Annotated in this window: 23 protein-coding genes; 14 read left to right on the top strand and 9 right to left on the bottom strand. The window is 56.6% G+C overall.

Annotated elements, in window-relative coordinates:
* The 3 genes from oadA to citS form a co-directional block, all read right to left on the bottom strand.
* Positions 1-1,276: sodium-extruding oxaloacetate decarboxylase subunit alpha (gene oadA, locus K2184_RS18130; protein ID WP_439237770.1), on the bottom strand; the 1,276-nt coding region annotated here is incomplete at its 3' end.
* A gap of 15 nt (positions 1,277-1,291) precedes the next feature.
* The gene (locus tag K2184_RS18125; protein WP_023320313.1) at positions 1,292-1,543 is read right to left on the bottom strand and encodes an oxaloacetate decarboxylase subunit gamma; all 252 of its coding nucleotides are present in this window, start codon (positions 1,541-1,543) and stop codon (positions 1,292-1,294) included.
* Between the two features lie 160 nt (positions 1,544-1,703).
* On the bottom strand, positions 1,704-3,044 hold the full coding sequence (citS, locus tag K2184_RS18120) for a citrate/sodium symporter CitS (protein WP_004108277.1): 1,341 nt from the start codon (positions 3,042-3,044) through the stop codon (positions 1,704-1,706).
* 278 nt (positions 3,045-3,322) lie between these two features.
* Here citS and citC point away from each other — a divergent pair, with 278 nt between their 5' ends.
* From citC to K2184_RS18050, 14 genes are all read left to right on the top strand, one after another.
* Complete coding sequence (gene citC, locus K2184_RS18115; RefSeq protein WP_032745292.1) at positions 3,323-4,351, top strand: [citrate (pro-3S)-lyase] ligase; 1,029 nt, start codon at positions 3,323-3,325, stop codon at positions 4,349-4,351.
* 30 nt (positions 4,352-4,381) lie between these two features.
* Positions 4,382-4,675 carry a citrate lyase acyl carrier protein gene (gene citD, locus K2184_RS18110; protein WP_004108271.1) on the top strand — a complete coding sequence of 98 codons (294 nt, stop codon included), beginning with the start codon at positions 4,382-4,384 and terminating at the stop codon, positions 4,673-4,675.
* The gene (gene citE, locus K2184_RS18105) at positions 4,672-5,541 is read left to right on the top strand and encodes a citrate (pro-3S)-lyase subunit beta (protein ID WP_004108268.1); all 870 of its coding nucleotides are present in this window, start codon (positions 4,672-4,674) and stop codon (positions 5,539-5,541) included. Before citD ends, citE begins: the two co-directional genes overlap by 4 nt.
* A gap of 10 nt (positions 5,542-5,551) precedes the next feature.
* Entirely contained in the window at positions 5,552-7,078 is a 1,527-nt protein-coding gene (citF, locus tag K2184_RS18100) for a citrate lyase subunit alpha (RefSeq protein ID WP_004108265.1), read from the top strand.
* A gap of 82 nt (positions 7,079-7,160) precedes the next feature.
* Positions 7,161-8,006 carry a triphosphoribosyl-dephospho-CoA synthase CitG gene (citG, locus tag K2184_RS18095; RefSeq protein ID WP_371297967.1) on the top strand — a complete coding sequence of 282 codons (846 nt, stop codon included), beginning with the start codon at positions 7,161-7,163 and terminating at the stop codon, positions 8,004-8,006.
* 247 nt (positions 8,007-8,253) lie between these two features.
* Complete coding sequence (dapB, locus tag K2184_RS18090) at positions 8,254-9,075, top strand: 4-hydroxy-tetrahydrodipicolinate reductase (RefSeq protein ID WP_163524570.1); 822 nt, start codon at positions 8,254-8,256, stop codon at positions 9,073-9,075.
* Positions 9,076-9,532: 457 nt separating this feature from the next.
* Positions 9,533-10,681 (top strand): glutamine-hydrolyzing carbamoyl-phosphate synthase small subunit, encoded by a 1,149-nt coding sequence (gene carA / locus K2184_RS18085; RefSeq protein ID WP_017145012.1) that lies wholly within the window; start codon positions 9,533-9,535, stop codon positions 10,679-10,681.
* Positions 10,682-10,699: 18 nt separating this feature from the next.
* Positions 10,700-13,924 carry a carbamoyl-phosphate synthase large subunit gene (gene carB, locus K2184_RS18080; protein WP_004108241.1) on the top strand — a complete coding sequence of 1,075 codons (3,225 nt, stop codon included), beginning with the start codon at positions 10,700-10,702 and terminating at the stop codon, positions 13,922-13,924.
* 138 nt (positions 13,925-14,062) lie between these two features.
* Positions 14,063-14,947 (top strand): ROK family protein, encoded by an 885-nt coding sequence (locus K2184_RS18075; protein WP_004108238.1) that lies wholly within the window; start codon positions 14,063-14,065, stop codon positions 14,945-14,947.
* Between the two features lie 103 nt (positions 14,948-15,050).
* The gene (locus K2184_RS18070; protein WP_004108236.1) at positions 15,051-15,284 is read left to right on the top strand and encodes a YgdI/YgdR family lipoprotein; all 234 of its coding nucleotides are present in this window, start codon (positions 15,051-15,053) and stop codon (positions 15,282-15,284) included.
* A gap of 149 nt (positions 15,285-15,433) precedes the next feature.
* Positions 15,434-15,967: a glutathione-regulated potassium-efflux system oxidoreductase KefF gene (gene kefF / locus K2184_RS18065; RefSeq protein ID WP_004108234.1), complete on the top strand. Its 534-nt coding sequence runs from the start codon at positions 15,434-15,436 to the stop codon at positions 15,965-15,967.
* Positions 15,960-17,825, top strand: a complete 1,866-nt coding sequence (gene kefC, locus K2184_RS18060; protein WP_004108233.1) for a glutathione-regulated potassium-efflux system protein KefC — start codon at positions 15,960-15,962, stop codon at positions 17,823-17,825. Before kefF ends, kefC begins: the two co-directional genes overlap by 8 nt.
* A gap of 197 nt (positions 17,826-18,022) precedes the next feature.
* The gene (gene folA, locus K2184_RS18055; RefSeq protein WP_004108231.1) at positions 18,023-18,502 is read left to right on the top strand and encodes a type 3 dihydrofolate reductase; all 480 of its coding nucleotides are present in this window, start codon (positions 18,023-18,025) and stop codon (positions 18,500-18,502) included.
* A 94-nt stretch (positions 18,503-18,596) separates the two neighbouring features.
* Positions 18,597-19,085, top strand: coding sequence for a plasmid pRiA4b ORF-3 family protein (locus K2184_RS18050; protein ID WP_224261041.1), 489 nt, complete (start codon positions 18,597-18,599; stop codon positions 19,083-19,085).
* 406 nt (positions 19,086-19,491) lie between these two features.
* Here the strand turns inward: K2184_RS18050 and apaH are convergent, their stop codons facing one another.
* The 6 genes from apaH to lptD all read right to left on the bottom strand — a co-directional run bounded on the left by apaH (position 19,492) and on the right by lptD (position 26,327).
* Positions 19,492-20,340: a bis(5'-nucleosyl)-tetraphosphatase (symmetrical) ApaH gene (gene apaH / locus K2184_RS18045; RefSeq protein WP_004108229.1), complete on the bottom strand. Its 849-nt coding sequence runs from the start codon at positions 20,338-20,340 to the stop codon at positions 19,492-19,494.
* A gap of 4 nt (positions 20,341-20,344) precedes the next feature.
* Positions 20,345-20,722, bottom strand: coding sequence for a Co2+/Mg2+ efflux protein ApaG (gene apaG / locus K2184_RS18040; protein ID WP_004108227.1), 378 nt, complete (start codon positions 20,720-20,722; stop codon positions 20,345-20,347).
* Positions 20,723-20,724: 2 nt separating this feature from the next.
* The gene (gene rsmA, locus K2184_RS18035) at positions 20,725-21,546 is read right to left on the bottom strand and encodes a 16S rRNA (adenine(1518)-N(6)/adenine(1519)-N(6))-dimethyltransferase RsmA (protein WP_004108225.1); all 822 of its coding nucleotides are present in this window, start codon (positions 21,544-21,546) and stop codon (positions 20,725-20,727) included.
* On the bottom strand, positions 21,543-22,532 hold the full coding sequence (pdxA, locus tag K2184_RS18030; protein ID WP_163524568.1) for a 4-hydroxythreonine-4-phosphate dehydrogenase PdxA: 990 nt from the start codon (positions 22,530-22,532) through the stop codon (positions 21,543-21,545). Before pdxA ends, rsmA begins: the two co-directional genes overlap by 4 nt.
* A 112-nt stretch (positions 22,533-22,644) precedes the next feature.
* Complete coding sequence (gene surA / locus K2184_RS18025) at positions 22,645-23,931, bottom strand: peptidylprolyl isomerase SurA (RefSeq protein WP_004108221.1); 1,287 nt, start codon at positions 23,929-23,931, stop codon at positions 22,645-22,647.
* 53 nt (positions 23,932-23,984) lie between these two features.
* A complete protein-coding gene (gene lptD / locus K2184_RS18020; RefSeq protein WP_024273722.1) occupies positions 23,985-26,327 on the bottom strand; it encodes an LPS assembly protein LptD in 2,343 nt (780 codons plus the stop codon).
* Between the last annotated feature and the right edge of the window lie 109 nt (positions 26,328-26,436).

Here is a 26,436-nt window from a genome sequence, read left to right as displayed (position 1 = left end):
CCGCCAGAACGATGCCCTTCTCCTGCGCCTGACGTTTAACATCGGCTTCCAGCTGCGCCAGCTCCGGCTTCAGCAGGTCCGCCGGGCGGCAGGTGATGGCTTCTGCGCCGTCGAGCACGCGGGCCTGCAATGCCGCATTCACCGGCACCGGGGTGTGGCCGTATTCGCCCTTCAGAATGCCGGCAGTCTCCTTCGCGATGGTTTTGTAGCGCTCGCCGGTCAGCACGTTCAGCACCGCCTGGGTGCCGACAATCTGCGAGGTCGGGGTGACCAGCGGGATGAAGCCGAGGTCCTCACGCACGCGGGGGATTTCCGCCAGCACCTCATCCAGACGGTGGGCGGCGTTCTGCTGCTTCAGCTGGCCCTCAAGGTTGGTGAGCATCCCGCCCGGCACCTGGGCCACGAGGATACGGCTGTCGGTGCCCTTCAGCTGGCCTTCGAAGGCGTGGTATTTTTTGCGCACCTCGCGGAAGTACGCCGCGATGCTCTCCAGCCTGAGGATATCCAGCCCGGTGTCGTACTCTGTGCCCGCCAGCGTCGCCACCAGCGCCTCGGTGGCCGGGTGGCCGTAGGTGGCGCTCATGGACGAAATCGCGGTATCGACGCCGTCAACCCCCGCTTCAATCGCCTTCAGCAGGGCCATCTCCGCCATCCCGGTGGTGGCATGAGCATGCAGGTGCAGCTTCACGTCGTAGCGTTTTTTGATTTCACTCACCAGCTCAAAGGCGGCCATCGGGGTGAGAATGCCGGACATGTCTTTAATCGCAATGGAATCGACGCCGGTTTCCAGCAGCTGTTCGGTCAGGTCAAGCCAGGTCTGTAGCGTGTGCGCCGGACTGGTGGTGTAGGAGAGCGTCCCCTGGGCATGAGCGCCGTGGCTGCGCACCGCCTGCAGGGCGGCTTTCATATTGCGCGGGTCGTTCATGGCGTCGAAGACGCGGAACACGTCCATGCCGTTTTTGACGGCGCGCTCAGTGAAGCGCTCCACCACGTCATCGGCGTAGTGGCGGTAGCCGAGCAGGTTCTGGCCGCGGAGCAGCATCTGCAGGGGGGTCTTCGGCATGGCCTTTTTGAGCTCGCGCAGGCGGACCCAGGGGTCCTCGCCGAGGAAGCGGATGCAGGCGTCAAAGGTGGCGCCGCCCCAGCATTCAAGGGACCAGTAGCCCGCGTCGTCGAGCTGAGCGGCAACCGGCAGCATATCGTCGAGGCGCAGGCGGGTGGCGAAAAGGGACTGGTGGGCGTCGCGCAGGACGACATCGGTAATGGCAACGGTCATGGATTCCTCCGAGAATTAAGGGTTAAGTCGGCGATGGTGGTGGAGAGCGGCGGCAATCACCGGCTTTAAGCGGGCGAAATCGTCAGCGTGCGCGGCGGCGGGCGCAGGTGCCGCCTTCGGCGCGACAGCCGGTTCGGGGAAGAAGCGGTTGACGGCGGCGGACATGCCCTGGATGGCGAAAATCAGCAGAAACAGAAACGCCAGCACGAACCCCATGCCGAGGAACATCAGGGTGAAGCCTTCACCCAGCAGTACAGCTTCAGTCATTGAAAGACCCTAAAGTAAGGGCACGACGGCGTGTTTGAAGGCTAACCAAACGATACTTCCGGCTAAGGAGTAGGGTGGATTTCCCGAAGCCGCCCCCGGCTCTGGCCCCTAATTGGCATCGCTGTGGTTGACGCTCAAACATCGCCATCGTGCGTGTTGGTTACATCATCATGCCGAACACAATGCTGGCGATGACCAGCACAATACCGCCGCCCAGACGGGAGGAGATTTGCGCATAAGAGATAAGATTCATACGGTTACAGGCAGAGAGCACTTCCAGGTCGCCTGAGCCGCCGCGGTTAGCCATGCACAGGCCTGCGGTGATGGCGGATTCGATCGGGAAGAAGCCAATCATCCAGCCGCCGACGGCCGCCCCGACGACAGCACCTACAACGATTACCGCAGCGATGATGACGTTCGCGAAGGTAATCGCGTCGATAATTTCCTGCAGGTCGGTGTAGCACACGCCGACGCCGACCATCAGTACCCACAGCAGCTGCTTAGAGAAGAAGTCAGACAGGCGTTTGGCCCCGGCTTTGATCTCCGGCGAGCAGAGGCCGGAAGCATTCAGCGCCGCGACGATCAGCACCATCCAGGCGAAATAGTGGATTGAGACACCGCCAATGCTTGGCAAAATTTTCTTGGCAATGACGTAGGCCAGCAGGAAACAGGTGGTGGCGAGCACCAGGCCGACCGCCGTTTCGCGATGGGTAATCTGGCCTGCTTTTTCATCATCATCGACTTTAAAGGAGGCTTTACGTACCAGTTCGCCTTCCCCGCTCAGCCAGGTGTGTTTTTTACCGATAATATCGAGCAGTGCGGCAAAAACGATGGCGAAGATATTGGCGATGGTCAGAATGGCAATCGCGGTGGAGTAGTACTCTTCACGGGAGCGGCCGGTGACGGAGTGATAAATTTCGGACAGCGGAACCGCGCCTGCGCCGTTGCCGCCGCCCATAATCGGCAGAACGTACAGCATCATGATGCGGTCTACGGAAATACCGAAGCACAGGCCGATGATAATCCCGAAGATAGATGCGCCGAGGATCCCCATAAGGATCGTCGGAATATAACCCAGCAGCGATTTCAACAGCAGTTTACGGTTAACCGAGAGAATTGCGCCAGTTATCAAAACTGCGATGAATAAGTTCAGGAAGTTGCTTTTATCCATCACATTAGTGATTGCATCAATTTCTTTTTGGGTAAAAATGCCTGCGTAAACGAAATAAGCGGCTACGAGGAAGATCATCACCGGCGCGCCGCCAATATATTTATTAAATATCGGCAGCCGTTTGCCAATTTCGCCAAAGATGGCGCCGATAATAAACATGATGGCGAAGCCGCCAACAATGTCGGTCGGCAGCGCGTTATAAAAATGTGAAAGTAGTAAAGTGATTAACGCAAACGCGTATAGCGGAAGCGGCATGCCGAAGATTTTAAACTTCAGCAGTTCACTTACACCATTTTTCTCCGTCGAAGGAGCCTGGCTCATATTAGTCATATGACGTCACCCTGTTAAAAAAAGGAATAATGCCGTTAGAAAAAGCAATAATAGGACGGCGGCATAATAATAAAGATGCGCTACGGCGATATGTGATTACGTTCACTGATTAGTCGTGTTTTTAATTAATTTAATTGTTTTTATTCTTCTGAATTAATTAACAACATAAAAACCATAAAGCAAATTAAGGTACGGGGAAAAGTGTGATTCAAATAAAAGAACCGCTACGGGAACGGTGGCGAAATATAGCTCGTTTTGGTCAATGAAGCGCGAAAAAAATGAATCTGATATTAAAACGCGTCGTGGTACAGAAAGATCCCCGGCGGCGAGAGGCCGTTGACCTCTTTCTTCATCAGCATCAGCTCTCGCTCGAGGCGGATTGCGAAATAGTGATTGTCGCCGAGTACCAGCGGCGCATTGTTGGCTGCGGCGCGATTGCCGGATGCGTGCTGAAGTGCATTGCCGTCGACCCGTCGCTGCAGGGAGAAGGGCTTAGCCTGAAGCTGCTGACTGAACTGATGACCCTGGCGTATGAGCTGGGCCGCAGCGAGCTGTTTCTGTTCACTAAACCTTATAACGCGGCGCTCTTTTCCTGCGCCGGTTTCTGGCCTATCGCCCGTGCGGGCGACAGGGCCGTTTTGATGGAGAACAGCCGCGAACGCCTGACCCGCTATTGCCGCCAGCTCAGGATGTATCGCCAGCCCGGAGAAAAAATCGGCGCCATCGTAATGAACGCCAATCCCTTTACGCTGGGGCATCGCTGGCTGGTGGAGCAAGCCGCTCGCCAGTGCGACTGGCTGCATCTTTTCGTGGTGAAGGAAGATGCTTCATTTTTCAGCTACCAGGATCGCGTGGCGCTGATCGAGCAGGGGATCGCCGGGATCGATAACGTGACCCTGCATCCGGGATCGTCCTATCTGATCTCGCGCGCCACTTTCCCCGGCTACTTCCTGAAAGACAAAGGCGTGGTTGACGATTGCCACTGCCAGATCGATCTGCAGCTGTTTCGCGAACATTTAGCTCCGGCGCTGGGGGTCACCCACCGCTTTGTCGGCAGCGAACCGCTGTGCGAATTAACCCGTAATTACAACCTGCGTATGCGACAGCTGCTGGAAGCGCCCGGCGACGCGCCGACCATTGAAGTGGTTGAGCTGGCGCGGGTTGAGAAAGAGGGCGCGCCGATTTCCGCTTCCCGGGTGCGCAAGCTGTATCAGCAGCGCCAGTGGTCGGCTATCGAGCCGCTGGTACCGCCGGGAACGCTCGCTTTTCTGATGCATCTGGCGGAAAGCGAACGCCAGACCGCCTGATTTTACCGCCATAACTAAGGATCAGCCTCTATGGAAATGATGATTGACGCCCTGGCCGGCACGCTGGAGTCCAGCGATGTGATGGTCAGGATTGGGCCTGCGAATGAGCCAGGTATTCAGCTTGAAATCGACAGCATTGTGAAGCAGCAGTTTGGCGCGGCGATTGAACGCGTCGTCAGAGAGACGCTGACCCAGCTTGGCGTTACCCGGGCGAACGTCGTCGTCGATGATAAAGGCGCGCTCGAATGCGTGCTGAAGGCTCGCGTCCAGGCCGCAGCGCTGCGCGCGGCGCAACAATCTCAACCGCAATGGAGCCAGCTATGAAACCTCGTCGCAGTATGCTGTTTATCCCCGGCGCCAACGCCGCGATGTTAAGCACCTCTTTTGTCTACGGCGCTGACGCGGTGATGTTTGACCTCGAAGACGCCGTCTCGCTACGAGAAAAAGATACCGCTCGCCTGCTGGTGCATCATGCGCTCCAGCATCCGCTCTACCGGGATGTGGAAACCGTGGTGCGTATTAACCCGCTCAGCACGCCGTTCGGCCTTGCCGACCTTGAGGCGGTGGTGCGGGCAGGTGTCGACATGGTGCGTCTGCCGAAAACCGATAGCAAAGAAGATATTCATGAGCTGGAGGCTCACGTCGAACGTATTGAGCGCGAGTGCGGCCGGGAGGTGGGCAGCACCAAATTAATGGCGGCGATTGAGTCGGCGCTGGGCGTGGTGAACGCGGTAGAAATCGCCCGCGCCAGTCCGCGTCTGTCGGCCATTGCGCTGGCGGCCTTCGACTACGTCATGGATATGGGGACCTGCCGCGGCGACGGCACGGAGCTGTTCTACGCCCGCTGCGCGGTGCTGCACGCGGCCCGCGTCGCCGGAATCGCGGCCTATGACGTCGTGTGGTCGGACATTAACAATGAAGAGGGTTTCCTCGCGGAAGCGAATCTGGCGAAAAATCTCGGCTTTAACGGCAAATCGCTGGTTAACCCGCGCCAGATTGAGCTGCTGCACCAGGTTTATGCCCCAACGCTGAAAGAAGTTGAGCATGCGCGGGACGTCATCGCGGCGGCGGAAGAGGCGGAAGAACGCGGACTCGGCGTGGTCTCGCTAAACGGCAAGATGATAGATGGACCGATTATCGATCATGCGCGCAAAGTCGTGGCGCTGTCGGCTTCCGGCATTCGTGATTAAGGAGGAAATAATGAAAGAGACCGTGGCAATGCTTAATCAACAGTACGTCATGCCGGAAGGATTAGAACCTTACGCAGGGGTAACGGCGAAGAGTCCGTGGCTGGCCAGTGAAAGCGAAAAGCGGCAGCGTAAAGTCTGCGCTTCGCTGGAGGAGGCGATTCGCCGCTCCGGGCTGCAAAACGGTATGACCATCTCCTTCCATCACGCGTTTCGCGGCGGTGACAAGGTGGTCAATATGGTGGTGGCGAAGCTGGCTGAAATGGGCTTTCGCGATCTGACGCTGGCCTCAAGCTCGCTGATCGACGCCCACTGGCCGCTGATCGAGCACATAAAAAACGGCGTGATCCGGCAGATTTACACCTCCGGTCTGCGCGGGAAGCTGGGGGAAGAGATCTCCGCCGGGCTGATGGAAAACCCGGTACAAATCCATTCCCACGGCGGCCGGGCGTATTTAGTGCAAACCGGTGAGCTAACCATTGACGTGGCGTTCCTCGGCGTGCCGTGCTGCGATGAATATGGCAACGCCAACGGCTTTAGCGGTAAATCCCGCTGCGGCTCGCTGGGTTACGCCAAAGTGGATGCCGATGCCGCCAGATGCGTGGTGCTGCTGACCGAAGAGTGGGTGGATTATCCGAACTATCCGGCCAGCATCGCCCAGGATCAGGTGGATCTGATCGTGCAGGTTGATGAAGTCGGCGATCCGGCGAAAATCACCGCTGGCGCGATCCGTCTGACCAGCAACCCACGCGAGCTGCTGATCGCCCGCCAGGCGGCTAAAGTCATCGAACATTCGGGCTACTTCAAAGAGGGCTTCTCTTTACAAACCGGTACCGGCGGCGCATCGCTGGCGGTAACCCGCTTCCTCGAAGATAAGATGCGTCGTAACAATATCACCGCCAGCTTTGGTTTGGGCGGGATTACCGGCACGATGGTCGATCTGCATGAAAAGGGCTTGATCAAAGCGCTGCTGGATACCCAATCTTTCGACGGCGATGCCGCCCGTTCGCTGGCGAACAACCCTAATCATATCGAAATTTCCGCTAATCAGTACGCCAATCCCGGTTCGAAAGGAATCTCCTGCGAACGCCTGAATGTGGTGATGCTCAGCGCGCTGGAAATCGACACCGGGTTTAACGTTAACGTGATGACCGGCTCCAACGGTGTCCTGCGCGGGGCGTCCGGCGGCCATAGCGATACGGCGGCAGGAGCGGATTTAACCATTATCACCGCGCCGCTGGTGCGTGGGCGTATTCCGTGCGTGGTGGAGAAAGTCCTGACTCGCGTCACGCCGGGGGCCAGCGTGGATGTGCTGGTGACCGACCACGGTATTGCCGTTAACCCGGCGCGTCAGGACCTGATTGATAACCTGCGTAACGCGGGCATCCAGCTCATGACCATCGAAGAGCTACAGCAGCGCGCCGAACTGTTGACCGGCAAGCCTGATCCGATCGAATTCACCGATCGGGTCGTGGCCGTGGTGCGCTATCGCGATGGTTCGGTGATCGACGTGATTCGTCAGGTTAAAACCGCTGGTTAAACGCGCTGAGGAGAAAGGCATGAGCGAAGTGATAATAAGCCAGCATCGGCCATTGAGCCGTCAAACGGTGACGGCTGAGGAGATGGTTTCTCGCGTGGGACGGGCGCTACTGACTGAAGTTCGCCTGACGCCGAAGCCGGGTCTGGTGGATATTCGTAATGCCGGCGCGCATCGGGATATGGATCTGGCCACCTTTGAGGCCAGTACGGCGGTTGTCGCCCCGTGGATGGAGAAGTTTTTCATTATGGGACACGACACCGCCAATATCACGCCGGAACAGGTGTTGACGATGCTGCGTCCGGTGGGCATGGCCTGCGAGACGGATATGCTGGAAGCCACCGGCGGGGTGAACACCCATCGCGGCGCGATCTTCGCTTTTGGCCTGCTCTGCGCGGCGGCGGGAAGACTGGTTGCCAGAGGGGAGCCGGTTGAACAGCATCGGGTTTGCGATCAGGTGGCCCGATTCTGTCGCGGCCTGGTGGCGCGCGAGCTCTCCTCCTCTGAAGGAAAGAAGGTGAGCAAAGGCGAAGGGCATTTCCTGCGCTACGGGCTCTCCGGCGCCAGAGGCGAAGCGGAAAGTGGCTTTCACACCGTGCGCACTCAGGCGATGCCGGTATTCAATCGCGTCATGGCGAATACCGGCGACGCCAATCTGGCGTTATTGCAGACCCTGCTGCATCTGATGGCCTGGAATGACGATACCAATCTGGTATCGCGCGGTGGGCTGGAAGGGCTGAATTTTGTTCAGCAGCAGGCGCAAAAGCTGCTGTGGGAAGGCGGAGTGCTGGCCGATGGCGGGCTGGAAGCGCTGCGCCAGCTGGATGATGAACTGATTGTTCGCCATCTTAGCCCTGGCGGCAGCGCTGACCTGCTGGCGGTAACCTGGTTCCTGTCTGGTTTTCCTGCCGGGGAGATGTTCCTGCATTAATTGCCCGGTTTTTCATCGATAGCTGACCCCGGATTGACCTGCACATGGCTGAACCGGGGTTCCAGCCCCATTTGTTCATTCCTTCTCTCTGCCCAATGGCCGATTCCCGGCATAATCGTATAGTTTTTACTGATATCGGCGGCAGTTTGTCATAAATTTCTAATTATCGGTGTTTTTGAGTAGCGGCTCATCGTTGGGCTGGTTACTCTGAAAACAATTTACGTAGTGTTAACAAAAGAGAATAGCTATGCATGATGCACATATCCGCGTGGCCATCGCGGGCGCGGGCGGCCGGATGGGACGCCAGTTAATTCAGGCGGTACAGCAGATGGAAGGCGCGGCGCTTGGCGCGGCGCTGGAGCGCGAAGGTTCCTCGCTGCTCGGCAGCGATGCGGGCGAACTGGCGGGCGCGGGCAAGTCAGGGGTGGTGGTGCAGAGCAGCCTTGAGGCGGTAAAAGACGATTTCGATGTCTTCATCGATTTCACCCGTCCGGAAGGCACGCTGAACCATCTCGCTTTTTGCCGTCAACATGGTAAAGGCATGGTTATCGGCACCACCGGTTTTGACGACGCCGGGAAGCAGGCCATTCGCGAGGCGTCGCAGGAGATCGCCATCGTCTTTGCCGCCAACTTTAGCGTTGGCGTTAACGTTATGCTTAAGCTGCTGGAGAAAGCGGCGAAGGTGATGGGCGACTATACCGATATTGAGATTATTGAAGCGCATCATCGCCATAAAGTCGACGCGCCATCAGGTACGGCGCTGGCGATGGGCGAGGCGATTGCCGGCGCGCTGGATAAAGATCTGAAGGAGTGCGCGGTATACAGTCGCGAAGGCTATACCGGTGAACGCGTTCCCGGCACCATCGGCTTTGCAACCGTGCGCGCCGGGGATATCGTCGGCGAACATACGGCGATGTTTGCGGATATCGGCGAACGTATTGAAATCAGCCATAAGGCTTCCAGCCGGATGACTTTTGCAAATGGTGCCGTTCGCTCTTCATTATGGCTAAAAGGCAAGAAAAATGGTCTTTTTGATATGCGTGATGTGCTTGAATTGAACTCTTTATAACGATTATTACCCATCGTGATGTGGTTATTGCTTTCAATAAGTAATTGATTGCAAGGGGCAATACTTTATTGCCCTTTTTTATTTTTTGATTTTTGCGATTTTTATTGGATGAACTCTCCAAAAAAATACATTATCCACCCTGATTTTGTTGTTTTATTGTAAATTTTGACCATCCGGTCCACTTTTTTACACCTTGAGCGCAGTTTTTACACTCTTGCGCCTCCGCAAGCGTTTTCCCAGGCGAGTTAGTTGATCTTTTTGCCGCTTAAAGCAGAGATTACAGAGTAGTCGCCTGAAACAAGATTAAAAATATCCGCTTTAAGTTGACTTTTACCCGCCATCTCTCCAGAATGCCGCCGTTTGCCAAAATTCTGCGGGCAACAGATTTGCATTGATTCAGATCTACATTATGAATTAATATGCAAATAAAGTGAGTGGATATTCTCTGGAGGGTGTTTTGATTAAGTCAGCGCTATTGGTTCTGGAAGACGGAACCCAGTTTCACGGTCGGGCCATTGGGGCTACCGGCACGGCGGTTGGGGAAGTCGTTTTCAATACTTCAATGACCGGTTATCAAGAAATCCTCACTGATCCTTCCTATTCCCGCCAAATCGTCACTCTAACTTATCCCCATATCGGCAATGTCGGCACCAATGCCGCCGATGAAGAATCTTCTCAGGTACACGCGCAGGGTCTGGTCATTCGCGATCTGCCGCTGATTGCCAGCAACTTCCGCAATACCGAAGACCTCTCTTCTTATCTGAAGCGCCATAACATTGTAGCGATTGCCGATATCGACACCCGTAAGCTGACCCGCCTGCTGCGTGAAAAAGGCGCGCAGAACGGCTGCATCATCGCCGGCGATAGCCCGGATGCGCAGCTGGCGCTGGAAAAGGCAAAAGCGTTCCCGGGCCTTAACGGTATGGATCTGGCGAAGGAAGTAACCACCGCAGAAACCTACAGCTGGACGCAGGGAAGCTGGACCCTTGCGGGTGACCTGCCGGAAGCCAAAGCGGAAAGCGAGCTGCCGTTTCACGTGGTGGCCTACGATTTCGGCGCCAAGCGCAACATTTTGCGCATGCTGGTAGACCGCGGCTGCCGTCTGACGGTGGTTCCGGCTAAGACTCCTGCCGAAGAGGTGCTGAAGATGAATCCGGACGGGATCTTCCTGTCCAACGGTCCCGGCGACCCGGCGCCTTGTGACTACGCTATCGACGCGATTGAGAAGTTTCTGGAAACCAGCGTTCCTGTATTCGGCATCTGCCTCGGCCACCAGCTGCTGGCGCTGGCGAGCGGCGCGAAGACCGTGAAGATGAAGTTCGGCCACCACGGCGGCAACCATCCGGTAAAAGATATTGATAACAACGTGGTGATGATCACCGCGCAGAACCACGGTTTCGCGGTGGATGAAGCGTCTATGCCGGCCAACCTGCGCGTCACCCATAAGTCGCTGTTCGACGGCACCCTGCAGGGGATTCATCGTACTGACAAACCGGCGTTCAGCTTCCAGGGACACCCGGAGGCGAGCCCCGGCCCGCACGATGCCGCACCGCTGTTCGACCATTTTATCGAGTTAATTAAGCAGTACCGTCAGTCCGCGAAATAATCAGGAGTTAAGAGAGCCATGCCAAAACGTACAGATATAAAAAGCATCCTGATTCTGGGCGCGGGCCCGATTGTTATCGGTCAGGCGTGTGAATTTGACTACTCCGGCGCCCAGGCGTGTAAAGCGCTGCGCGAAGAGGGCTACCGCGTCATTCTGGTGAACTCTAACCCGGCCACCATCATGACCGACCCGGAAATGGCCGATGCTACCTACATCGAGCCGATTCACTGGGAAGTGGTGCGCAAGATCATTGAGAAAGAGCGTCCGGATGCGGTTCTGCCGACCATGGGCGGCCAGACGGCGCTGAACTGCGCGCTGGAGCTGGAGCGTCAGGGCGTGCTGGCCGAGTTCGGCGTGACCATGATTGGCGCGACCGCCGACGCGATTGATAAAGCGGAAGACCGCCGCCGTTTCGACGTGGCAATGAAGAAAATTGGCCTCGACACTGCGCGTTCCGGGATCGCACATACCATGGAAGAAGCGCTGGCGGTTGCCGCTGAAGTTGGCTTCCCGTGCATCATCCGTCCTTCCTTTACTATGGGCGGCACCGGCGGCGGTATCGCCTACAACCGCGAAGAGTTCGAAGAAATCTGCGAACGCGGTCTGGATCTCTCGCCGACGAATGAGCTGCTCATTGATGAGTCGCTGATTGGCTGGAAAGAGTACGAGATGGAAGTGGTGCGTGATAAAAACGACAACTGCATCATCGTCTGCTCTATTGAAAACTTCGACGCAATGGGCATCCACACCGGCGACTCTATCACCGTCGCGCCGGCACAGACCCTGACCGATAAAGAGTACCAAATCATGCGTAACGCCTCGATGGCGGTACTGCGTGAAATCGGCGTAGAGACCGGCGGTTCCAACGTTCAGTTCTCGGTGAACCCGAAAGATGGCCGCCTGATCGTTATCGAAATGAACCCGCGCGTCTCCCGCTCCTCGGCGCTGGCCTCGAAAGCCACCGGCTTCCCGATCGCTAAAGTGGCGGCGAAGCTGGCGGTCGGTTACACCCTTGATGAGCTGATGAACGATATCACCGGCGGCCGCACCCCGGCGTCGTTTGAGCCGTCCATCGACTACGTTGTGACCAAAATCCCACGCTTCAACTTTGAAAAATTCGTCGGCGCCAACGACCGTCTGACCACCCAGATGAAATCGGTGGGCGAAGTGATGGCGATTGGCCGCACCCAGCAGGAATCCCTGCAGAAAGCGCTGCGCGGTCTGGAAGTGGGCGCCACCGGCTTCGACCCGAAAGTGAGCCTCGACGATCCGGAAGCGCTGACCAAAATCCGCCGCGAACTGAAAGATGCTGGCGCTGAGCGTATCTGGTACATCGCTGACGCTTTCCGCGCGGGCCTCTCCGTTGATGGCGTGTTCAACCTGACCAATATCGACCGCTGGTTCCTGGTGCAGATTGAAGAGCTGGTGCGTCTGGAGGAGAAAGTGGCTGAAGTCGGTATTACCGGCCTCGACGCCGACTTCCTGCGTCAGCTCAAGCGTAAAGGCTTTGCCGATGCGCGTCTGGCGAAGCTGGCTGGCGTGCGCGAAGCGGAAATCCGCAAGCTGCGCGACCAGTATGACCTGCACCCGGTCTACAAGCGCGTGGATACCTGCGCGGCGGAATTCGCTACCGACACCGCCTATATGTACTCCACCTATGAAGATGAGTGCGAAGCCAATCCGTCCGTTGACCGCGATAAAATCATGGTGCTCGGCGGCGGCCCGAACCGTATCGGCCAGGGCATCGAGTTCGATTACTGCTGCGTCCATGCCTCCCTGGCGCTGCGCGAAGACGGCTACGAGACCATTATGGTCAACTGTAACCCGGAAACCGTCTCTACCGATTACGACACCTCTGACCGCCTCTACTTTGAGCCGGTGACGCTGGAAGACGTGCTGGAAATCGTGCGCATTGAGAAGCCGAAAGGCGTTATCGTGCAGTACGGCGGCCAGACGCCGCTGAAGCTGGCGCGCGCGCTGGAAGCCGCAGGCGTGCCGGTTATCGGCACCAGCCCGGATGCAATCGACCGTGCGGAAGACCGTGAGCGCTTCCAGCACGCGGTTGACCGCCTGAAGCTGAAGCAGCCGGCGAACGCCACCGTGACCGCGATCGAAATGGCGGTCGAGAAGGCGAAAGAGATTGGCTACCCGCTGGTGGTGCGCCCGTCCTACGTTCTCGGCGGCCGCGCGATGGAAATCGTCTACGACGAAATCGACCTGCGTCGCTACTTCCAGACCGCCGTCAGCGTCTCTAACGATGCGCCGGTGCTGCTGGACCGCTTCCTTGACGATGCGGTTGAAGTTGACGTCGATGCCATCTGCGACGGCGAAATGGTGCTGATTGGCGGCATCATGGAGCATATCGAGCAGGCGGGCGTACACTCCGGCGACTCCGCGTGTTCGCTGCCGGCCTACACCCTGAGCCAGGAAATTCAGGATGTGATGCGCGAGCAGGTGCAGAAGCTGGCCTTTGAGCTGCAGGTACGCGGTCTGATGAACGTGCAGTTTGCGGTCAAAAACAACGAAGTCTACCTGATTGAAGTCAACCCGCGCGCGGCGCGTACCGTCCCGTTTGTCTCGAAAGCCACCGGCGTACCGCTGGCGAAAGTCGCGGCGCGCGTGATGGCGGGCAAAACGCTGGCTCAGCAGGGCGTCACTAAAGAGATCATCCCGCCGTACTATTCGGTGAAAGAGGTGGTTCTGCCGTTTAACAAATTCCCGGGCGTTGACCCGCTGTTAGGGCCAGAAATGCGCTCTACCGGCGAAGTCATGGGCGTTGGCCGCACCTTCGCGGAAGCGTTCGCCAAGGCGCAGTTAGGCAGCAACTCGACGATGAAGAAACAGGGACGCGCGTTGCTCTCCGTACGCGAAGGCGACAAAGAGCGCGTGGTGGATCTGGCGGCAAAACTGCTGAAGTTTGGTTTCGAGCTGGATGCAACCCACGGTACTGCGATTGTGCTGGGCGAAGCCGGCATCAACCCGCGTCTGGTGAACAAGGTGCATGAAGGCCGCCCGCACATTCAGGACCGCATCAAGAATGGCGAATACACCTACATCATCAACACCACCGCAGGCCGTCAGGCGATTGAAGACTCCAAGCTGATTCGCCGCAGCGCCCTGCAGTACAAAGTGCACTACGACACCACGCTGAACGGCGGTTTCGCTACCGCAATGGCCCTCAATGCCAACGCGATAGAGAAAGTGACCTCGGTGCAGGAAATGCACGCGCAGATTAAAAAGTAATCTCATCTGCCAGTAAAAGCGCCTCCGGTGGCCAACGCCGGAGGCGCTTTTTTTTGCGTTGCGATAAAGCGAAATAGGGGGAGAGGGTTCATCCTTAATGGAACAAAACCATTTCATGACGCACGCAAGGATAACGACATGGCGATACTTTTGTTTGATTGGGGCGGCACATCGATTAAATATGGCGTCTGGCAGCAGGGGGAGCTGAAGGACACCGCATCGGTTGAGACGCCTGATAGCTGGGAAGAGATGAAAAATCGGCTATTGGAACTTTATCAACAGTTTCAGTCGCGCTACGCCATTGATGGGATCTCAATTAGTGCTCCTGGGTGCGTGGATCCTCAGAGCGGGGTCATTAGCGGCCTGAGCGCCATTCCCTATATTCATCACTTTCCCATCGTCGAAGAGCTTTCCGGGCTGTTTTCACTGCCGGTATGCATTGAGAACGACGCCAACTCGGCGGGTATCGCCGAGGCGGCATTGGGCGCGGGCCGCGAGTATGACAGCGTACTGTTTGTGATTGCCGGTTCAGGTATCGGTGGCGCCATTGTCGACAATAAAGTCCTGCGCCACGGCAGCCATCGCTACGCCGGGGAATTTGGCATGATGACCCTGCACGAGGGGCAAACCTTTAGCGAACTGGCAACCGCCGTCGCTACGGCGCGTCGTTATGCCCGGCGCATGTCGCTGGCGGCTGACTCCGTCTCCGGAGAGGATGTCTTTCGCCTGGCCGAGGAGGGCGACAATATCGCGCAGCAGGAAGTGGCGCAGTTTTACCACTGGATGGCGACAGGCTTACTGAATTTGCAGGTGTGCTACGACCCAGACTGCCTGATTATCGGCGGCGGTATCTCCGCCAGCGATAGGATTTTTAACGGCATCAAGCAGCGCCTGAACGAGCTGGTGAATGAAAAAGATTTAGCAGAATTTTTACCGCAGGTGGTGCTCTGCCAATACCGCAACGATGCTAACCTGATCGGCGCGGCGGTGAACTTCGAACAAAAACAGAGGGATCGGCGCTAACAGGCCACTTCGGAGAGTTCTGGTTTTCTCTCCCCGGACAGTCAGCTAGCCTAAAGTGGTTAGGGTGATAATGAATATGACTGAATAACGGGAGAGAAACACCATGTACAACAAGCCCCTCACCGCCGCTATTTTTGCCGCTGCTGCGCTTTTCACCGTGGCTGGCTGTTCATCTAATCAGTCGCTAAAAACCACCGATGGCAAAACTATTGTCACCGATGGCAAACCCCAGGTGGATGACGACACCGGTCTGGTGTCCTACAAAAACGCGGAAACCGGTCGTACCGAGCAGATCAATCGCGATCAGGTTAAATCGATGGATGAACTGGATAACTAAGCGTTATTCATGGCCCCGCATCGCGGGGTCATCCCTGCCTGAGCGATCCTCGCCCTGAATGAGAGATAAATCACACTTATCATTGTAAGCGATTCAATTAACTGTCTACACTCTTGCTGATTACAACAAGAGCTAACGCAGGCTAATCAATGATCCTCATAATTTATGCGCACCCTTATCCGCAGCACTCGCATGCGAATAAGCGGATGCTTGAGCAGGCAGGGACGCTTGATGGCGTAGAGATACGCTCCCTCTATCAGCTTTATCCTGACTTTAATATTGATATCGCCGCCGAGCAGGCGGCGCTGGCTCGTGCCGATCTGGTTATCTGGCAGCATCCGATGCAGTGGTACAGCGTGCCGCCGCTGCTCAAGCTGTGGATGGATAAAGTGCTGGCGCACGGCTGGGCATACGGTCACAACGGTATCGCGCTGCGCGGTAAATCGCTGATGTGGGCGGTTACTACCGGCGGCGGCGAAAGCCACTTTGATATTGGTTCCTTTCCCGGTTTCGACGTCCTGGCGCAGCCGCTGCAGGCGACAGCCCTCTACTGCGGCATGACATGGCTACCGCCGTTTGCAATGCATTGCACTTTTATCTGCGATGACGAAACCCTACAGGCGCAGGCGCGCCGCTATCGGCAACGCTTAATCGAATGGCAGGAGGCGCACAACCATGGATAGCCATACGCTGATACAGGCGCTCATCTATTTAGGCTCCGCCGCGCTGATCGTGCCGATTGCCGTACGTCTGGGCTTAGGGTCGGTGCTCGGCTACTTAATTGCCGGCTGTATTATTGGCCCGTGGGGGCTGCGGCTGGTCACCGACGCCGAGTCGATTCTGCACTTCGCGGAAATCGGCGTGGTGCTGATGCTTTTCGTTATCGGTCTTGAGCTCGATCCCCAGCGCCTGTGGAAACTTCGCGCTTCGGTGTTCGGCGGCGGGGCGCTGCAGATGGTCGTCTGCGGCGTGCTGATCGGCCTGTTCTGCATGTCGCTTGGTCTGCGCTGGCAGGTTGCCGAGCTGATTGGCATGACGCTGGCGCTCTCTTCAACGGCGATCGCTATGCAGGCGATGAACGAGCGTAACCTGACGGTCACCCAGTTGGGCCGGAGCGCCTTTGCGGTGCTGCTGTTCCAGGATATTGCGGCTATTCCTCTGGTGGCGATGATCCCGCTGCTGGCGGCGAGCGGCGGCTCGACGACGCTGGGCGCGTTTGCACTCTCGGCCCTGAAAGTGGCGGGTGCGCTGGCGCTGGTGGTGGTGCTTGGCCGCTATCTGACCCGGCCGATGCTGCGTTTTGTTGCGCGCTCCGGCCTGCGTGAAGTCTTCAGCGCCGTGGCCCTGTTCCTGGTGTTTGGCTTCGGGCTGCTGCTGGAAGAGGTTGGGCTGTCGATGGCGATGGGGGCATTCCTGGCCGGGGTGCTGCTGGCGAGCTCGGAGTACCGCCACGCTCTCGAAAGCGATATTGAACCGTTTAAGGGGCTGCTGCTGGGGCTGTTTTTTATCGGCGTCGGGATGTCTATCGACTTCGGTACTCTGGTGACTCATCCGCTGCGGATCCTGATTTTGCTGGTGGGATTTCTGGTGATTAAATCCCTGATGCTGTGGTTGATCGCCAGGCCGTTAGGCGTACCTCGCGCGCAGCGCCGTTGGTTTGCGGTGCTGCTGGGGCAGGGGAGTGAATTTGCCTTTGTGGTCTTCGGCGCGGCGCAGATGGCCGATGTCCTGGACGGCGAATGGGCGAAGGCGCTGACCCTGGCGGTGGCGCTATCGATGGCTGCCACGCCAATCCTGCTGGTGTTGCTGACCCGTCTGGAGAAATCCACCAGCGGTCAGGAGCGCGAGGCGGATGAAATTGACGAAGAGCAGCCGCGGGTAATTATTGCTGGCTTTGGCCGCTACGGGCAGATTGCCGGCCGCGTGCTGCTCTCCAGCGGCGTGAAGATGGTGATTCTCGATCACGATCCTGACCACGTCGATACCCTGCGTAAGTTTGATATGAAGGTGTTCTACGGCGATGCGACGCGGGTTGACCTGCTGGAGTCGGCGGGGGCGGAAAAAGCGGAAGTGCTGATTAACGCCATCGACGATCCGCAGACAAACCTGCAGCTGGCGGAGCTGGCAAAAGAGCATTTCCCGCATCTGCAGATCATCTCCCGCGCCCGCGATGTCGATCATTACATCAAGCTGCGCCAGGCCGGCGTTGAGGCGCCGGAGCGTGAAACCTTTGAAGCGGCGCTGAAGTCCGGGCGTATGACGCTTGAGGCGCTGGGCCTGGGAGCCTACGAGGCCCGCGAGCGCGCCGATCTGTTCCGCCGTTTCAACCTGCAAATGGTCGAAGAGATGGTGGCCATGGCGGAAAACGATGCGGCCTCCCGGGTGGCGGTATTCAAGCGCACCAGCGATATGCTGACCGGAATAATCAACGAAGACCGCAACCATTTATCGCTGGTTCAGCGTCATGGCTGGCAAGGAACGGAAGAGGGGAGGCATACCGGTGATATCGCTGATGAGCCGGAAAATAAACCCCCGGCATAAGGGGGAATTCAGGGTGTTACGTTAGCTTTACAAGTAACATTTTGTTTTCAATTTAGATCCTGTCTGGCGGCTCACGGGGCTTACGTGGGCTCGCCAGCAAATCTTAAAATTTTCTGATTCTTTACTCTCCGCCCAGTCGACGAAGTATTACGCTTTCCGTATAGTGGCGGCAATTTTTTGCATTCGGGAATTATTCAATGATCAGTCTGATTGCGGCGTTAGCGGTAGATCGCGTCATTGGTATGGAAAATGCCATGCCGTGGAATCTGCCTGCCGATCTCGCCTGGTTTAAGCGCAATACCTTAAACAAACCGGTAGTGATGGGGCGTCTCACCTGGGAATCTATCGGTCGCCCGTTACCGGGGCGTAAAAATATCGTTATTAGCAGCCAGCCCGGCACCGACGATCGCGTGCAGTGGGTGAAGTCGGTCGATGAAGCCATCGCCGCCTGCGGCGACGTCGAAGAGATGATGGTGATCGGCGGCGGACGCGTTTATGAGCAGTTCCTGCCAAAAGCGCAAAAGCTTTATCTGACCCATATTGATGCGGAAGTGGAAGGCGATACTCATTTCCCGGATTACGATCCGGACGAGTGGGAGTCGGTATTCAGCGAGTTCCACGATGCTGATGCGCAGAATTCCCATAGTTACTGCTTCGAGATTCTGGAGCGCCGCTAAGTTATAGTGCTCTCCACCCCGGTAGCGCAAGGTTGCCGGGGTTTGGTGTATGCTGACATCCTGAATGTATGGCGATCATCAAAAGGAGACTTGCATGAACAAATTCTATCAGTTGAAAATCACCCTCAAAGATGTCAGTCCGCCCATCTGGCGTTCTTTTGTCGTGCCCGCAAGTATCACGCTCGATCGTCTTCATGATGTGATTCAGATTGTGATGGGGTGGGAAGATTGCCATCTTCATAGTTTCAAATTCAAAAAAACGATCTGGCTTGAAGAGCCTAAATCCGCCGATGATGAAGATGAAGCGTTGACCCGCCTAAATGAACTCCTCAAGAAAAGCGGTAACTCGCTGATCTATAACTATGATTTTGGTGATGCTTGGGTGCATGAAATTGTCCTCGAAAATAAAAACTTCATCAAGGAGGACGCTATCCCCACACCTTTTGGCTGTATTGAAGGCAGGATGCGTTGCCCGATGGAAGATAGCGGGGGCCCAGCCGGCCATATGCATTTGCTTGATATCATTAGTGAGCCTCATAAAAATAAAGAGGATTTTGAGGCGCTACTGGATTTTATTGAGTAGCCAGATGCCGATCCGCAGAAAATGATGGAGCATTTGTATACTTTTGACTCTGACGAAGTGAACGCGGCGTTGGTACTGTACGCGCGCTGGTCGAGAGACCGCCCCTTGCCTTTGGCTGAAGAGATGTATTGATAACCAGTCTGCCAGCGGCTGTGTCCATTTGATGTAGACACGATGCCTGGATGGGGTTGGCGCTCTTTCAGCGCTCCGGGAAGGATGAAAAACGACTATAGAAAATGTGATTGTGTTTCTGCCGGATGGCGGCTCGCGCCTCACCCGGCCTGGAAAAGCAGAAATATCAGCCGATCGTGCATGGCCCCTTAGGCCCGAGCAAGCGAGGCCGCCGGGCAATTTCACAACAACGCACTGTGTCAGCAGCCTGAGCGCTTCTTCAGAGCAGCGTTCTTCAGGAGGCGATCGCCTCGCCTTCATCAAGATTTGGCTGCCGGTTTGACGGCTGCGTGAAGTACGTCTTATCTTCCCAGCGCAGGCAGGTCAGATCGCCGCCCCAGCAGCAGCCGGTATCCAGCGCGTAAATACCTTCCGGCGTGCCTTTTCCTTCCAGCGAAGCCCAGTGACCGAAGGCGATGCTGTATTCGCTGGCCACCGGGCCGGGAATCGCAAACCACGGCTTGAGCGGCGCGGGCGCATTTTCCGGCGCCTCTTTGGCATACATATCCAGCTGGCCGTTCGGGAAGCAGTAGCGCATGCGGGTAAAAGCGTTAGAGATAAAGCGCAGGCGCGCCAGTCCGCTCAGTTCGTTGCTCCAGTTGTTCGGCATGTCGCCGTACATCGCATCGAGGAAGAACGGATAGGAGTCGCTGGCAAGCACGGCTTCCACGTCGCGTGCGCACTGTTTAGCGGTTTCCAGATCCCACTGCGGCGTGATCCCGGCGTGGGCCATAACCAGCTTTTTCTCTTCATCGATTTGCATCATCGGCTGACGACGCAGCCAGTTGAGCAGATCGTCGGCGTCCGGCGCCTCAAGCAGCGATTTCAGCCGATCTTTGGGTTTATTGCGGCTAATGCCCGCAAAGACCGCCAGCAGGTGCAGGTCATGATTGCCCAGCACGATGCGTACGCTGTCGCCAAGCTGTTTCACGAAACGCAGTACTTCGAGCGAACCGGGGCCGCGCGCGACCAGGTCGCCCGTCAGCCACAGCGTATCAGTCTCAGGGTTAAACTCCACCTGCTCTAATAGTGCGATCAGTTCATCGTAGCAACCGTGAACGTCGCCAATAAGGTATGTAGACATTGTTTTAATGGATGAGAGTGGGTACTGCGAGACGGAAAACAGGGATTTCAATGGTGAACGGCGCGCCGTTCACATCGATCATCTCATAATGTCCCTGCATGGTGCCCAGCGGCGTTTCAATGACCGCGCCGCTGGTATATTGGTATTCACCGCCGGCCGGAATATGCGGCTGCTCGCCGACAACGCCTTCCCCCTGGACTTCGGTCTCACGACCGTGCCCATTGGTGATAAGCCAGTAGCGGCCAAGAAGCTGAACCTGAGTCCGCCCCAGATTGCGAATGGTGACGGTATAAGCGAAGACGTAGCGCTCTTCTTGCGGAGAAGATTGCGATTCGATATAGACGCTTTGCACCTGTACACAAACTCGGGGCGAATTAATCATGGTTAGCTCTCCTTGGTGGGCGCGTTCTCAGATAACCAGTTAGCTAGCTGACAGTACTGCGCCACGGAAATATTCTCTGCGCGCTTCGCCGGGTCGATGCCCAGCTCGGTCAGAACTTCAACGCTGAACAGATTGCCCAGACTGTTGCGGATCGTTTTCCGACGCTGGTTAAATGCTTCTGTCGTGATGCGGCTCAGCACGCGTACATCTTTAACGGGATGCGGCAGCGTGCGGTAAGGCACCAGGCGCACCACGGCGGAATCAACTTTAGGCGGCGGCGTAAAGGCGCTCGGCGGAACTTCAAGCACCGGGATAATCTGGCAGTAGTACTGCGCCATGACGCTTAGTCGACCATACGCCTTACTGTTCGGCCCGGCAACCAGACGATTGACCACCTCTTTTTGCAGCATAAAGTGCATATCGGCAATGGCATCAGTATAGCTGAACAGATGGAACATCAGCGGGGTCGAGATGTTGTACGGCAGGTTGCCGAATACGCGCAGCGGTTGGCCCATGTTCTGCGACAGCTCGCCGAAGTTCATGGTCATCGCATCCTGCTGATAAATCGTCAGCTTTGGTCCGAGGAACGGATGCGTTTGCAGACGAGCGGCCAGGTCGCGGTCCAGCTCGATAACGGTGAGCTGGTCGAGGCGTTCACCGACCGGTTCGGTCAGCGCGGCGAGGCCGGGGCCGATTTCAACAATCGCCTGGCCTTTCTGTGGATTGATGGCCGAGACAATGCTGTCGATCACAAACCGATCGTTGAGAAAGTTTTGCCCGAAGCGTTTACGGGCTAAGTGGCCCTGATGGACTCGATTATTCATTGAGTATTAACAATCATTTTAATGGCGAGATTAAGCGCCGTGATAAAACTGCCGACTTCCGCTTTCCCCTGGCCCGCAAGTTCAAGCGCGGTGCCGTGGTCAACGGAAGTGCGAATAAATGGTAAACCGAGCGTAATATTCACGCCGCGGCCAAAGCCCTGGTATTTTAGCACGGGCAGGCCCTGATCGTGATACATCGCGAGTACCGCATCGGCATGGTCGAGATATTTCGGCTGAAACAGGGTATCTGCCGGCAGCGGGCCGCTGAGATTCATCCCCTTCGCGCGCATCTCTTCCAGCACCGGAATAATGGTATCAATCTCTTCCGTGCCCATATGGCCGCCTTCGCCCGCGTGCGGGTTCAGGCCGCAAACCAGCACGTGCGGGTTATTGATGCCAAATTTGGTGCGCAGATCGTGATGCAGAATGGTGATGATTTCCCGCAGCAGCTCGGGGGTAATCGCATCGCTTATTGCTTTAAGCGGCAGGTGAGTGGTCACCAGCGCCACGCGCAGCGCTTCGGTCGCCAGCATCATCACCACTTTACTGGCCTGCGAGCGCTCTTCAAAGAACTCGGTATGACCGGTGAAGGCGATCCCCGCATCGTTGATAATGCCCTTGTGCACCGGCCCGGTAATCAGCGCGGCGAATTCGCCGTTCAGACAGCCATCACAGGCGCGGGCCAGCGTTTCCACCACATAGCTGCCGTTGCTGACGTTGAGCACGCCTGGCTCAACCGGCGCATTGAGAGCGACGGGAAGAAGCGTCAGGGTGCCTGCGCGCTGCGGCGTAGCGGGAACGGTAGGGTCATAAGGCAGAAGCGATAAAGGAAGACCGAGCAGGCTTGCCCTGTCGGATAACAGAGCGCCATCGGCGCAAATCACCAGCTCGACCGGCCAGTTGCGCTGTGCAAGCTGCACAACGAGGTCGGGGCCAATCCCGGCAGGTTCGCCGGGAGTGATAACAACTCGATTCATACACTTCATCCTTCAGGCGTTCTCTTACTGGCTGCGCTTCGTCGCCCCAGTCAGAGGCCAGGGCGATTCGCCGAGCCGCCTCGATACACCCTGAGTGATGTTGTGTATGAGGCTAATGCGATTAGTTGCTCAGTACCTTAACGTAGGCGCTGGCGCGCTGTTCCTGCATCCAGGTCGCCGCTTCTTCAGAGAATTTACGGTTCATCAGCATGCGGTAAGCGCGATCTTTCTGCGCGGCGTCGGTTCTGTCGACGTTGCGGGTATCCAGCAGCTCAATCAGGTGCCAGCCGAAGGATGAGTGAACCGGTGCGCTGGTCTGGCCTTTATTGAGGCGCAGAATAGCGTCGCGGAAGGCCGGATCGAAGATATCCGGCGTTGCCCAGCCTAAATCACCGCCCTGGTTTGCCGAACCCGGATCTTCAGAGAACTCTTTTGCCGCTTTAGCAAATGTGGTTTTGCCGCTCTTAATGTCAGCCGCAATTTGCTCCAGCTTTGCCCGGGCCTGATTGTCATTCATGATCGGCGACGGTTTCAGCAGGATGTGGCGGGCGTGAACTTCAGTCACGGAGATATTCTGGCTGCCGCCGCGCATATCGTTGATTTTCAGGATATGGAAGCCAACGCCGGAACGTACCGGACCAACGATATCGCCTTTCTTAGCCGTGCTCAGCGCCTGGGCGAAGATGCCCGGCAGTTCCTGAATACGACCCCAGCCCATCTGGCCGCCTTTCAGCGCCTGCTGGTCGGCTGAGTAGGTGATCGCCAGTTTGCCGAAATCCGCGCCGCTGCGCGCCTGCTGAACCACCGAGTTGGCCTGGTCCTGAGCTTCTGCCACCTGCTCGGAAGTGGGGTTTTCCGGCAGCGGGATCAGAATGTGGCTGAGGTTGAGTTCGGTGCTGGCGTCGTTCTGATCGCCAATCTGCTTCGCCAGGGTTTCAACTTCCTGCGGCAGAACGGTAATACGGCGACGTACTTCGTTGTTACGCACTTCCGAAATCAGCATCTCTTTGCGGATCTGATTACGATAGGTGTTGTAGTTAATACCGTCATAGGCCAGACGGCTGCGCATCTGATCCATGGTCATGTTGTTCTGTTTGGCGATGTTGGCGATAGCCTGGTCCAGCTGATCGTCAGAGATCTTCACGCCCATTTTCTGACCCATCTGCAGGACAATCTGGTCCATGATCAGACGCTCAAGGATCTGATGACGCAGGGTGGCGTCATCCGGCAGCTGCTGCCCGGCCTGGCCGGCGTTAAGTTTTACCGATTGCATCAAGCCATCGACGTCGCTTTCCAGAACAACGCCATTATTGACGACAGCCGCTACCTTATCGACAACCTGTGGGGCAGCGAAACTGGTATTCGCGATCATGGCGATACCGAGAAGCAGCGTTTTCCAGTTCTTCATACTTTTTCCATTTCAATTAACCGCAATTGCGGATTACGTTTAAACCAGCCACATCACAGGGAGCTCTGGTACGGTAAAATGTTCGAACGCAGCATCTGCTGGGTGCCGAGACCGTAATTGGAGCTCAGGCCGCGCAGCTCAATGTTAAAGCCGAAGGTATTGTCGTATTTGCTTTCGCTGCTGCTGTTATCCCAGCCGTTGATCTTACGTTCATAGCCAACGCGGATAGCGTAGCAGCAGGAGCTATACTGCACCCCTAACATCTGGTTCGCTGACTTTCTGGTATTCGTATCGTAGTAATACGCGCCGACGACTGCCCAACGATCGACGATTGGCCAGCTGGCGGTCATTCCCACCTGCGAAATACCATCTTTATACTGCTTAGCGGTGGAATACGAAGGCAGAGTCGCCTGAATGTATTCCGGACTTGCATAACGATAGTTAAGTTGTACTAAACGGTTTTCGTCGCGACGGTATTCCACGGTTCCGCTGCTGGTCGCGACGTTATCCAGACGCGTATCGTACTGAATTCCCCCGCGTAAACCCCAGTCGTCGGTAATGCGCCAGTAGGTATCCCCGGCCCATACCAGTGAACCTCGCGTGTCGTTGTTCTCCCAGTTGATGTTGTCGTCACCGGTACGTGCTTCGGTGAAATAGTAGATTTGACCAACGGAAATATTAAAACGTTCAACTGCGGCGGCATCATAAACGCGAGATGTGATGCCGGTGGAGACCTGGTTGGCGGACGCAATACGGTCCAGACCGCTGTAGGTGCGGTCGCGGAACAGGCCGCTGTAGTCTGATTGCAACAGCGTTGAGTCGTAGCTGCCGATCTTGCTCTGGTCACGATACGGGATATACAGATACTGCATGCGCGGTTCAAGCGTCTGGGTATAGTTCTCTTGCATATCGCGCTCGAAAACCATTTTGCCGTCGACTTTAAACTGCGGCATGACGCGGTTAACGGAGTCTTTATAGTCAGTGCCGTTGGCCGCGTTGTAGCTATCAAGGTTGCTTTGCTGGTAATGGGTGGCCAGCAGTTTTGCCTCAGTATTGATGCTTCCCCAGCCGTTAGACAGCGGCAGGTTGATGGTTGGCTCAAGGTGAAGACGCGTTGCTTCCGGCATTTTGCTGTTCGAGTTAACAAAATGCACCGCCTGGCCATAAAGATGCGTATCAAACGGGCCGACGTCGTTCTGGTAGTAGTTCACGTCCAGCTGCGGCTCGGCGGAATAGGCATTGCTTGAGTCGCGGTCAAAGACCTGGAACTGCTTGGTCGATACGGTGGCATCGAAATTCTGATTCGCGTAGCCGGCGCTGAGTTTCTGCGTGGCATAGCCATCGGTACTGGAACCGTATTTGGAGCTGAAATCGTTAAAGTAGTCCGGGTCGCTGACTTTGGTGTAGTCGGCGTTGAAACGCCACACCTGGTCTACGACGCCTGAATGGTTCCAGTAGAACAGCCAGCGGCGGCTGTTGCTGTCGTTCGAATGATCGTCATGATAAATTTTATCCGACGGCAGGTAGTCGAACTCAAATAAACCGGTCCCTGCTTTGGTCAGATAGCGGAATTCGTTTTCCCACATCACGCCGCCGCGCTTGCTCATATAGTGCGGGGTCAGGGTGGCGTCAAAGTTAGGCGCGATATTCCAGTAGTAAGGGAGATAGAACTCCGCGCCGTTTTTGGTGCTGTATTTAGCGTTGGGGATCAGGAAACCTGAACGGCGCTTATCGCCCACCGGCAGCTGCAGGTAAGGACTATAAAAAATCGGCACTGAACCGAGCTTAAAGCGCGCGTTCCAGATCTCAGCCACCTGCTCTTCGCGGTCGTGGATAACTTCGCTGCCGACCACGCTCCAGGTGTCAGAGCCCGGCAGACAGGAGGTAAAGCTGCCGTTTTCCAGAATGGTGTAGCGGTTTTCACCGCGCTGCTTCATCAGGTCAGCGGTACCGCGCCCCTGACGGCCTACCATTTGGTAATCGCCCTGCCAGACGTTGGTATCTTTGGTGTTGAGATTCGACCAGGCCTTCGGCCCTTTGAGGATCACCTGATTATCGTCATAGTGCACGTTGCCGAGGGCATCAACCGTCCGCACCGGCTGCGGCTGGCCTTCCGCCTGCTGCTGGTGGAGCTGGACCTCATCGGCCTGCAGCCGGCTGTTTCCCTGATTAATATCGACGTTGCCGGTAAATACGGCGTTATCAGGGTAGTTGCCTTTCGCATGATCGGCATCGATCGTCACCGGCAGGTCGTTGGGTTTCCCTTCGACCAAAGGACGATTGTAGCTTGGGACGCCAAGCATACACTGCGTGGCGAGATCGGCAGCGAGGCCCTGTTGGCTATACAAGGCGCTGGCGATCATGGTGGCCAGGAGGCTGGGAATACGTTTTTTCATACGTTGTATTTGTTGTTCCGTCATCGTGTGGCAGCGGCTTGCAAACGGTCAGAGCCTAACTTACTCGTCTAAATCGCGCTAGTGTTAATCCTGCCCGTTTCGAGCCCGA

Source organism: Klebsiella sp. K5-306, assembly GCF_051835185.1.
Classification (GTDB): Bacteria; Pseudomonadota; Gammaproteobacteria; order Enterobacterales; family Enterobacteriaceae; genus Klebsiella; species Klebsiella oxytoca.
Note: the sequence above shows the minus strand (reverse complement) of the source record. Positions and strands in the feature narration are given on the sequence as shown.

What these genes read in the sequence shown, in the direction of transcription:
- K2184_RS18125 (WP_023320313.1), bottom strand. Translation starts at nt 1,543, where the DNA reads ATGACTGAAGCTGTACTGCTGGGTGAAGGCTTCACCCTGATGTTCCTC.
- citS (WP_004108277.1), bottom strand. Translation starts at nt 3,044, where the DNA reads ATGACTAATATGAGCCAGGCTCCTTCGACGGAGAAAAATGGTGTAAGT.
- citC (WP_032745292.1), top strand. Translation starts at nt 3,323, where the DNA reads ATGAATCTGATATTAAAACGCGTCGTGGTACAGAAAGATCCCCGGCGG.
- citD (WP_004108271.1), top strand. Translation starts at nt 4,382, where the DNA reads ATGGAAATGATGATTGACGCCCTGGCCGGCACGCTGGAGTCCAGCGAT.
- citE (WP_004108268.1), top strand. Translation starts at nt 4,672, where the DNA reads ATGAAACCTCGTCGCAGTATGCTGTTTATCCCCGGCGCCAACGCCGCG.
- citF (WP_004108265.1), top strand. Translation starts at nt 5,552, where the DNA reads ATGAAAGAGACCGTGGCAATGCTTAATCAACAGTACGTCATGCCGGAA.
- citG (WP_371297967.1), top strand. Translation starts at nt 7,161, where the DNA reads ATGGTTTCTCGCGTGGGACGGGCGCTACTGACTGAAGTTCGCCTGACG.
- dapB (WP_163524570.1), top strand. Translation starts at nt 8,254, where the DNA reads ATGCATGATGCACATATCCGCGTGGCCATCGCGGGCGCGGGCGGCCGG.
- carB (WP_004108241.1), top strand. Translation starts at nt 10,700, where the DNA reads ATGCCAAAACGTACAGATATAAAAAGCATCCTGATTCTGGGCGCGGGC.
- K2184_RS18075 (WP_004108238.1), top strand. Translation starts at nt 14,063, where the DNA reads ATGGCGATACTTTTGTTTGATTGGGGCGGCACATCGATTAAATATGGC.
- K2184_RS18070 (WP_004108236.1), top strand. Translation starts at nt 15,051, where the DNA reads ATGTACAACAAGCCCCTCACCGCCGCTATTTTTGCCGCTGCTGCGCTT.
- kefF (WP_004108234.1), top strand. Translation starts at nt 15,434, where the DNA reads ATGATCCTCATAATTTATGCGCACCCTTATCCGCAGCACTCGCATGCG.
- kefC (WP_004108233.1), top strand. Translation starts at nt 15,960, where the DNA reads ATGGATAGCCATACGCTGATACAGGCGCTCATCTATTTAGGCTCCGCC.
- folA (WP_004108231.1), top strand. Translation starts at nt 18,023, where the DNA reads ATGATCAGTCTGATTGCGGCGTTAGCGGTAGATCGCGTCATTGGTATG.
- K2184_RS18050 (WP_224261041.1), top strand. Translation starts at nt 18,597, where the DNA reads ATGAACAAATTCTATCAGTTGAAAATCACCCTCAAAGATGTCAGTCCG.
- apaH (WP_004108229.1), bottom strand. Translation starts at nt 20,340, where the DNA reads ATGTCTACATACCTTATTGGCGACGTTCACGGTTGCTACGATGAACTG.
- apaG (WP_004108227.1), bottom strand. Translation starts at nt 20,722, where the DNA reads ATGATTAATTCGCCCCGAGTTTGTGTACAGGTGCAAAGCGTCTATATC.
- rsmA (WP_004108225.1), bottom strand. Translation starts at nt 21,546, where the DNA reads ATGAATAATCGAGTCCATCAGGGCCACTTAGCCCGTAAACGCTTCGGG.
- pdxA (WP_163524568.1), bottom strand. Translation starts at nt 22,532, where the DNA reads ATGAAGTGTATGAATCGAGTTGTTATCACTCCCGGCGAACCTGCCGGG.
- surA (WP_004108221.1), bottom strand. Translation starts at nt 23,931, where the DNA reads ATGAAGAACTGGAAAACGCTGCTTCTCGGTATCGCCATGATCGCGAAT.
- lptD (WP_024273722.1), bottom strand. Translation starts at nt 26,327, where the DNA reads ATGAAAAAACGTATTCCCAGCCTCCTGGCCACCATGATCGCCAGCGCC.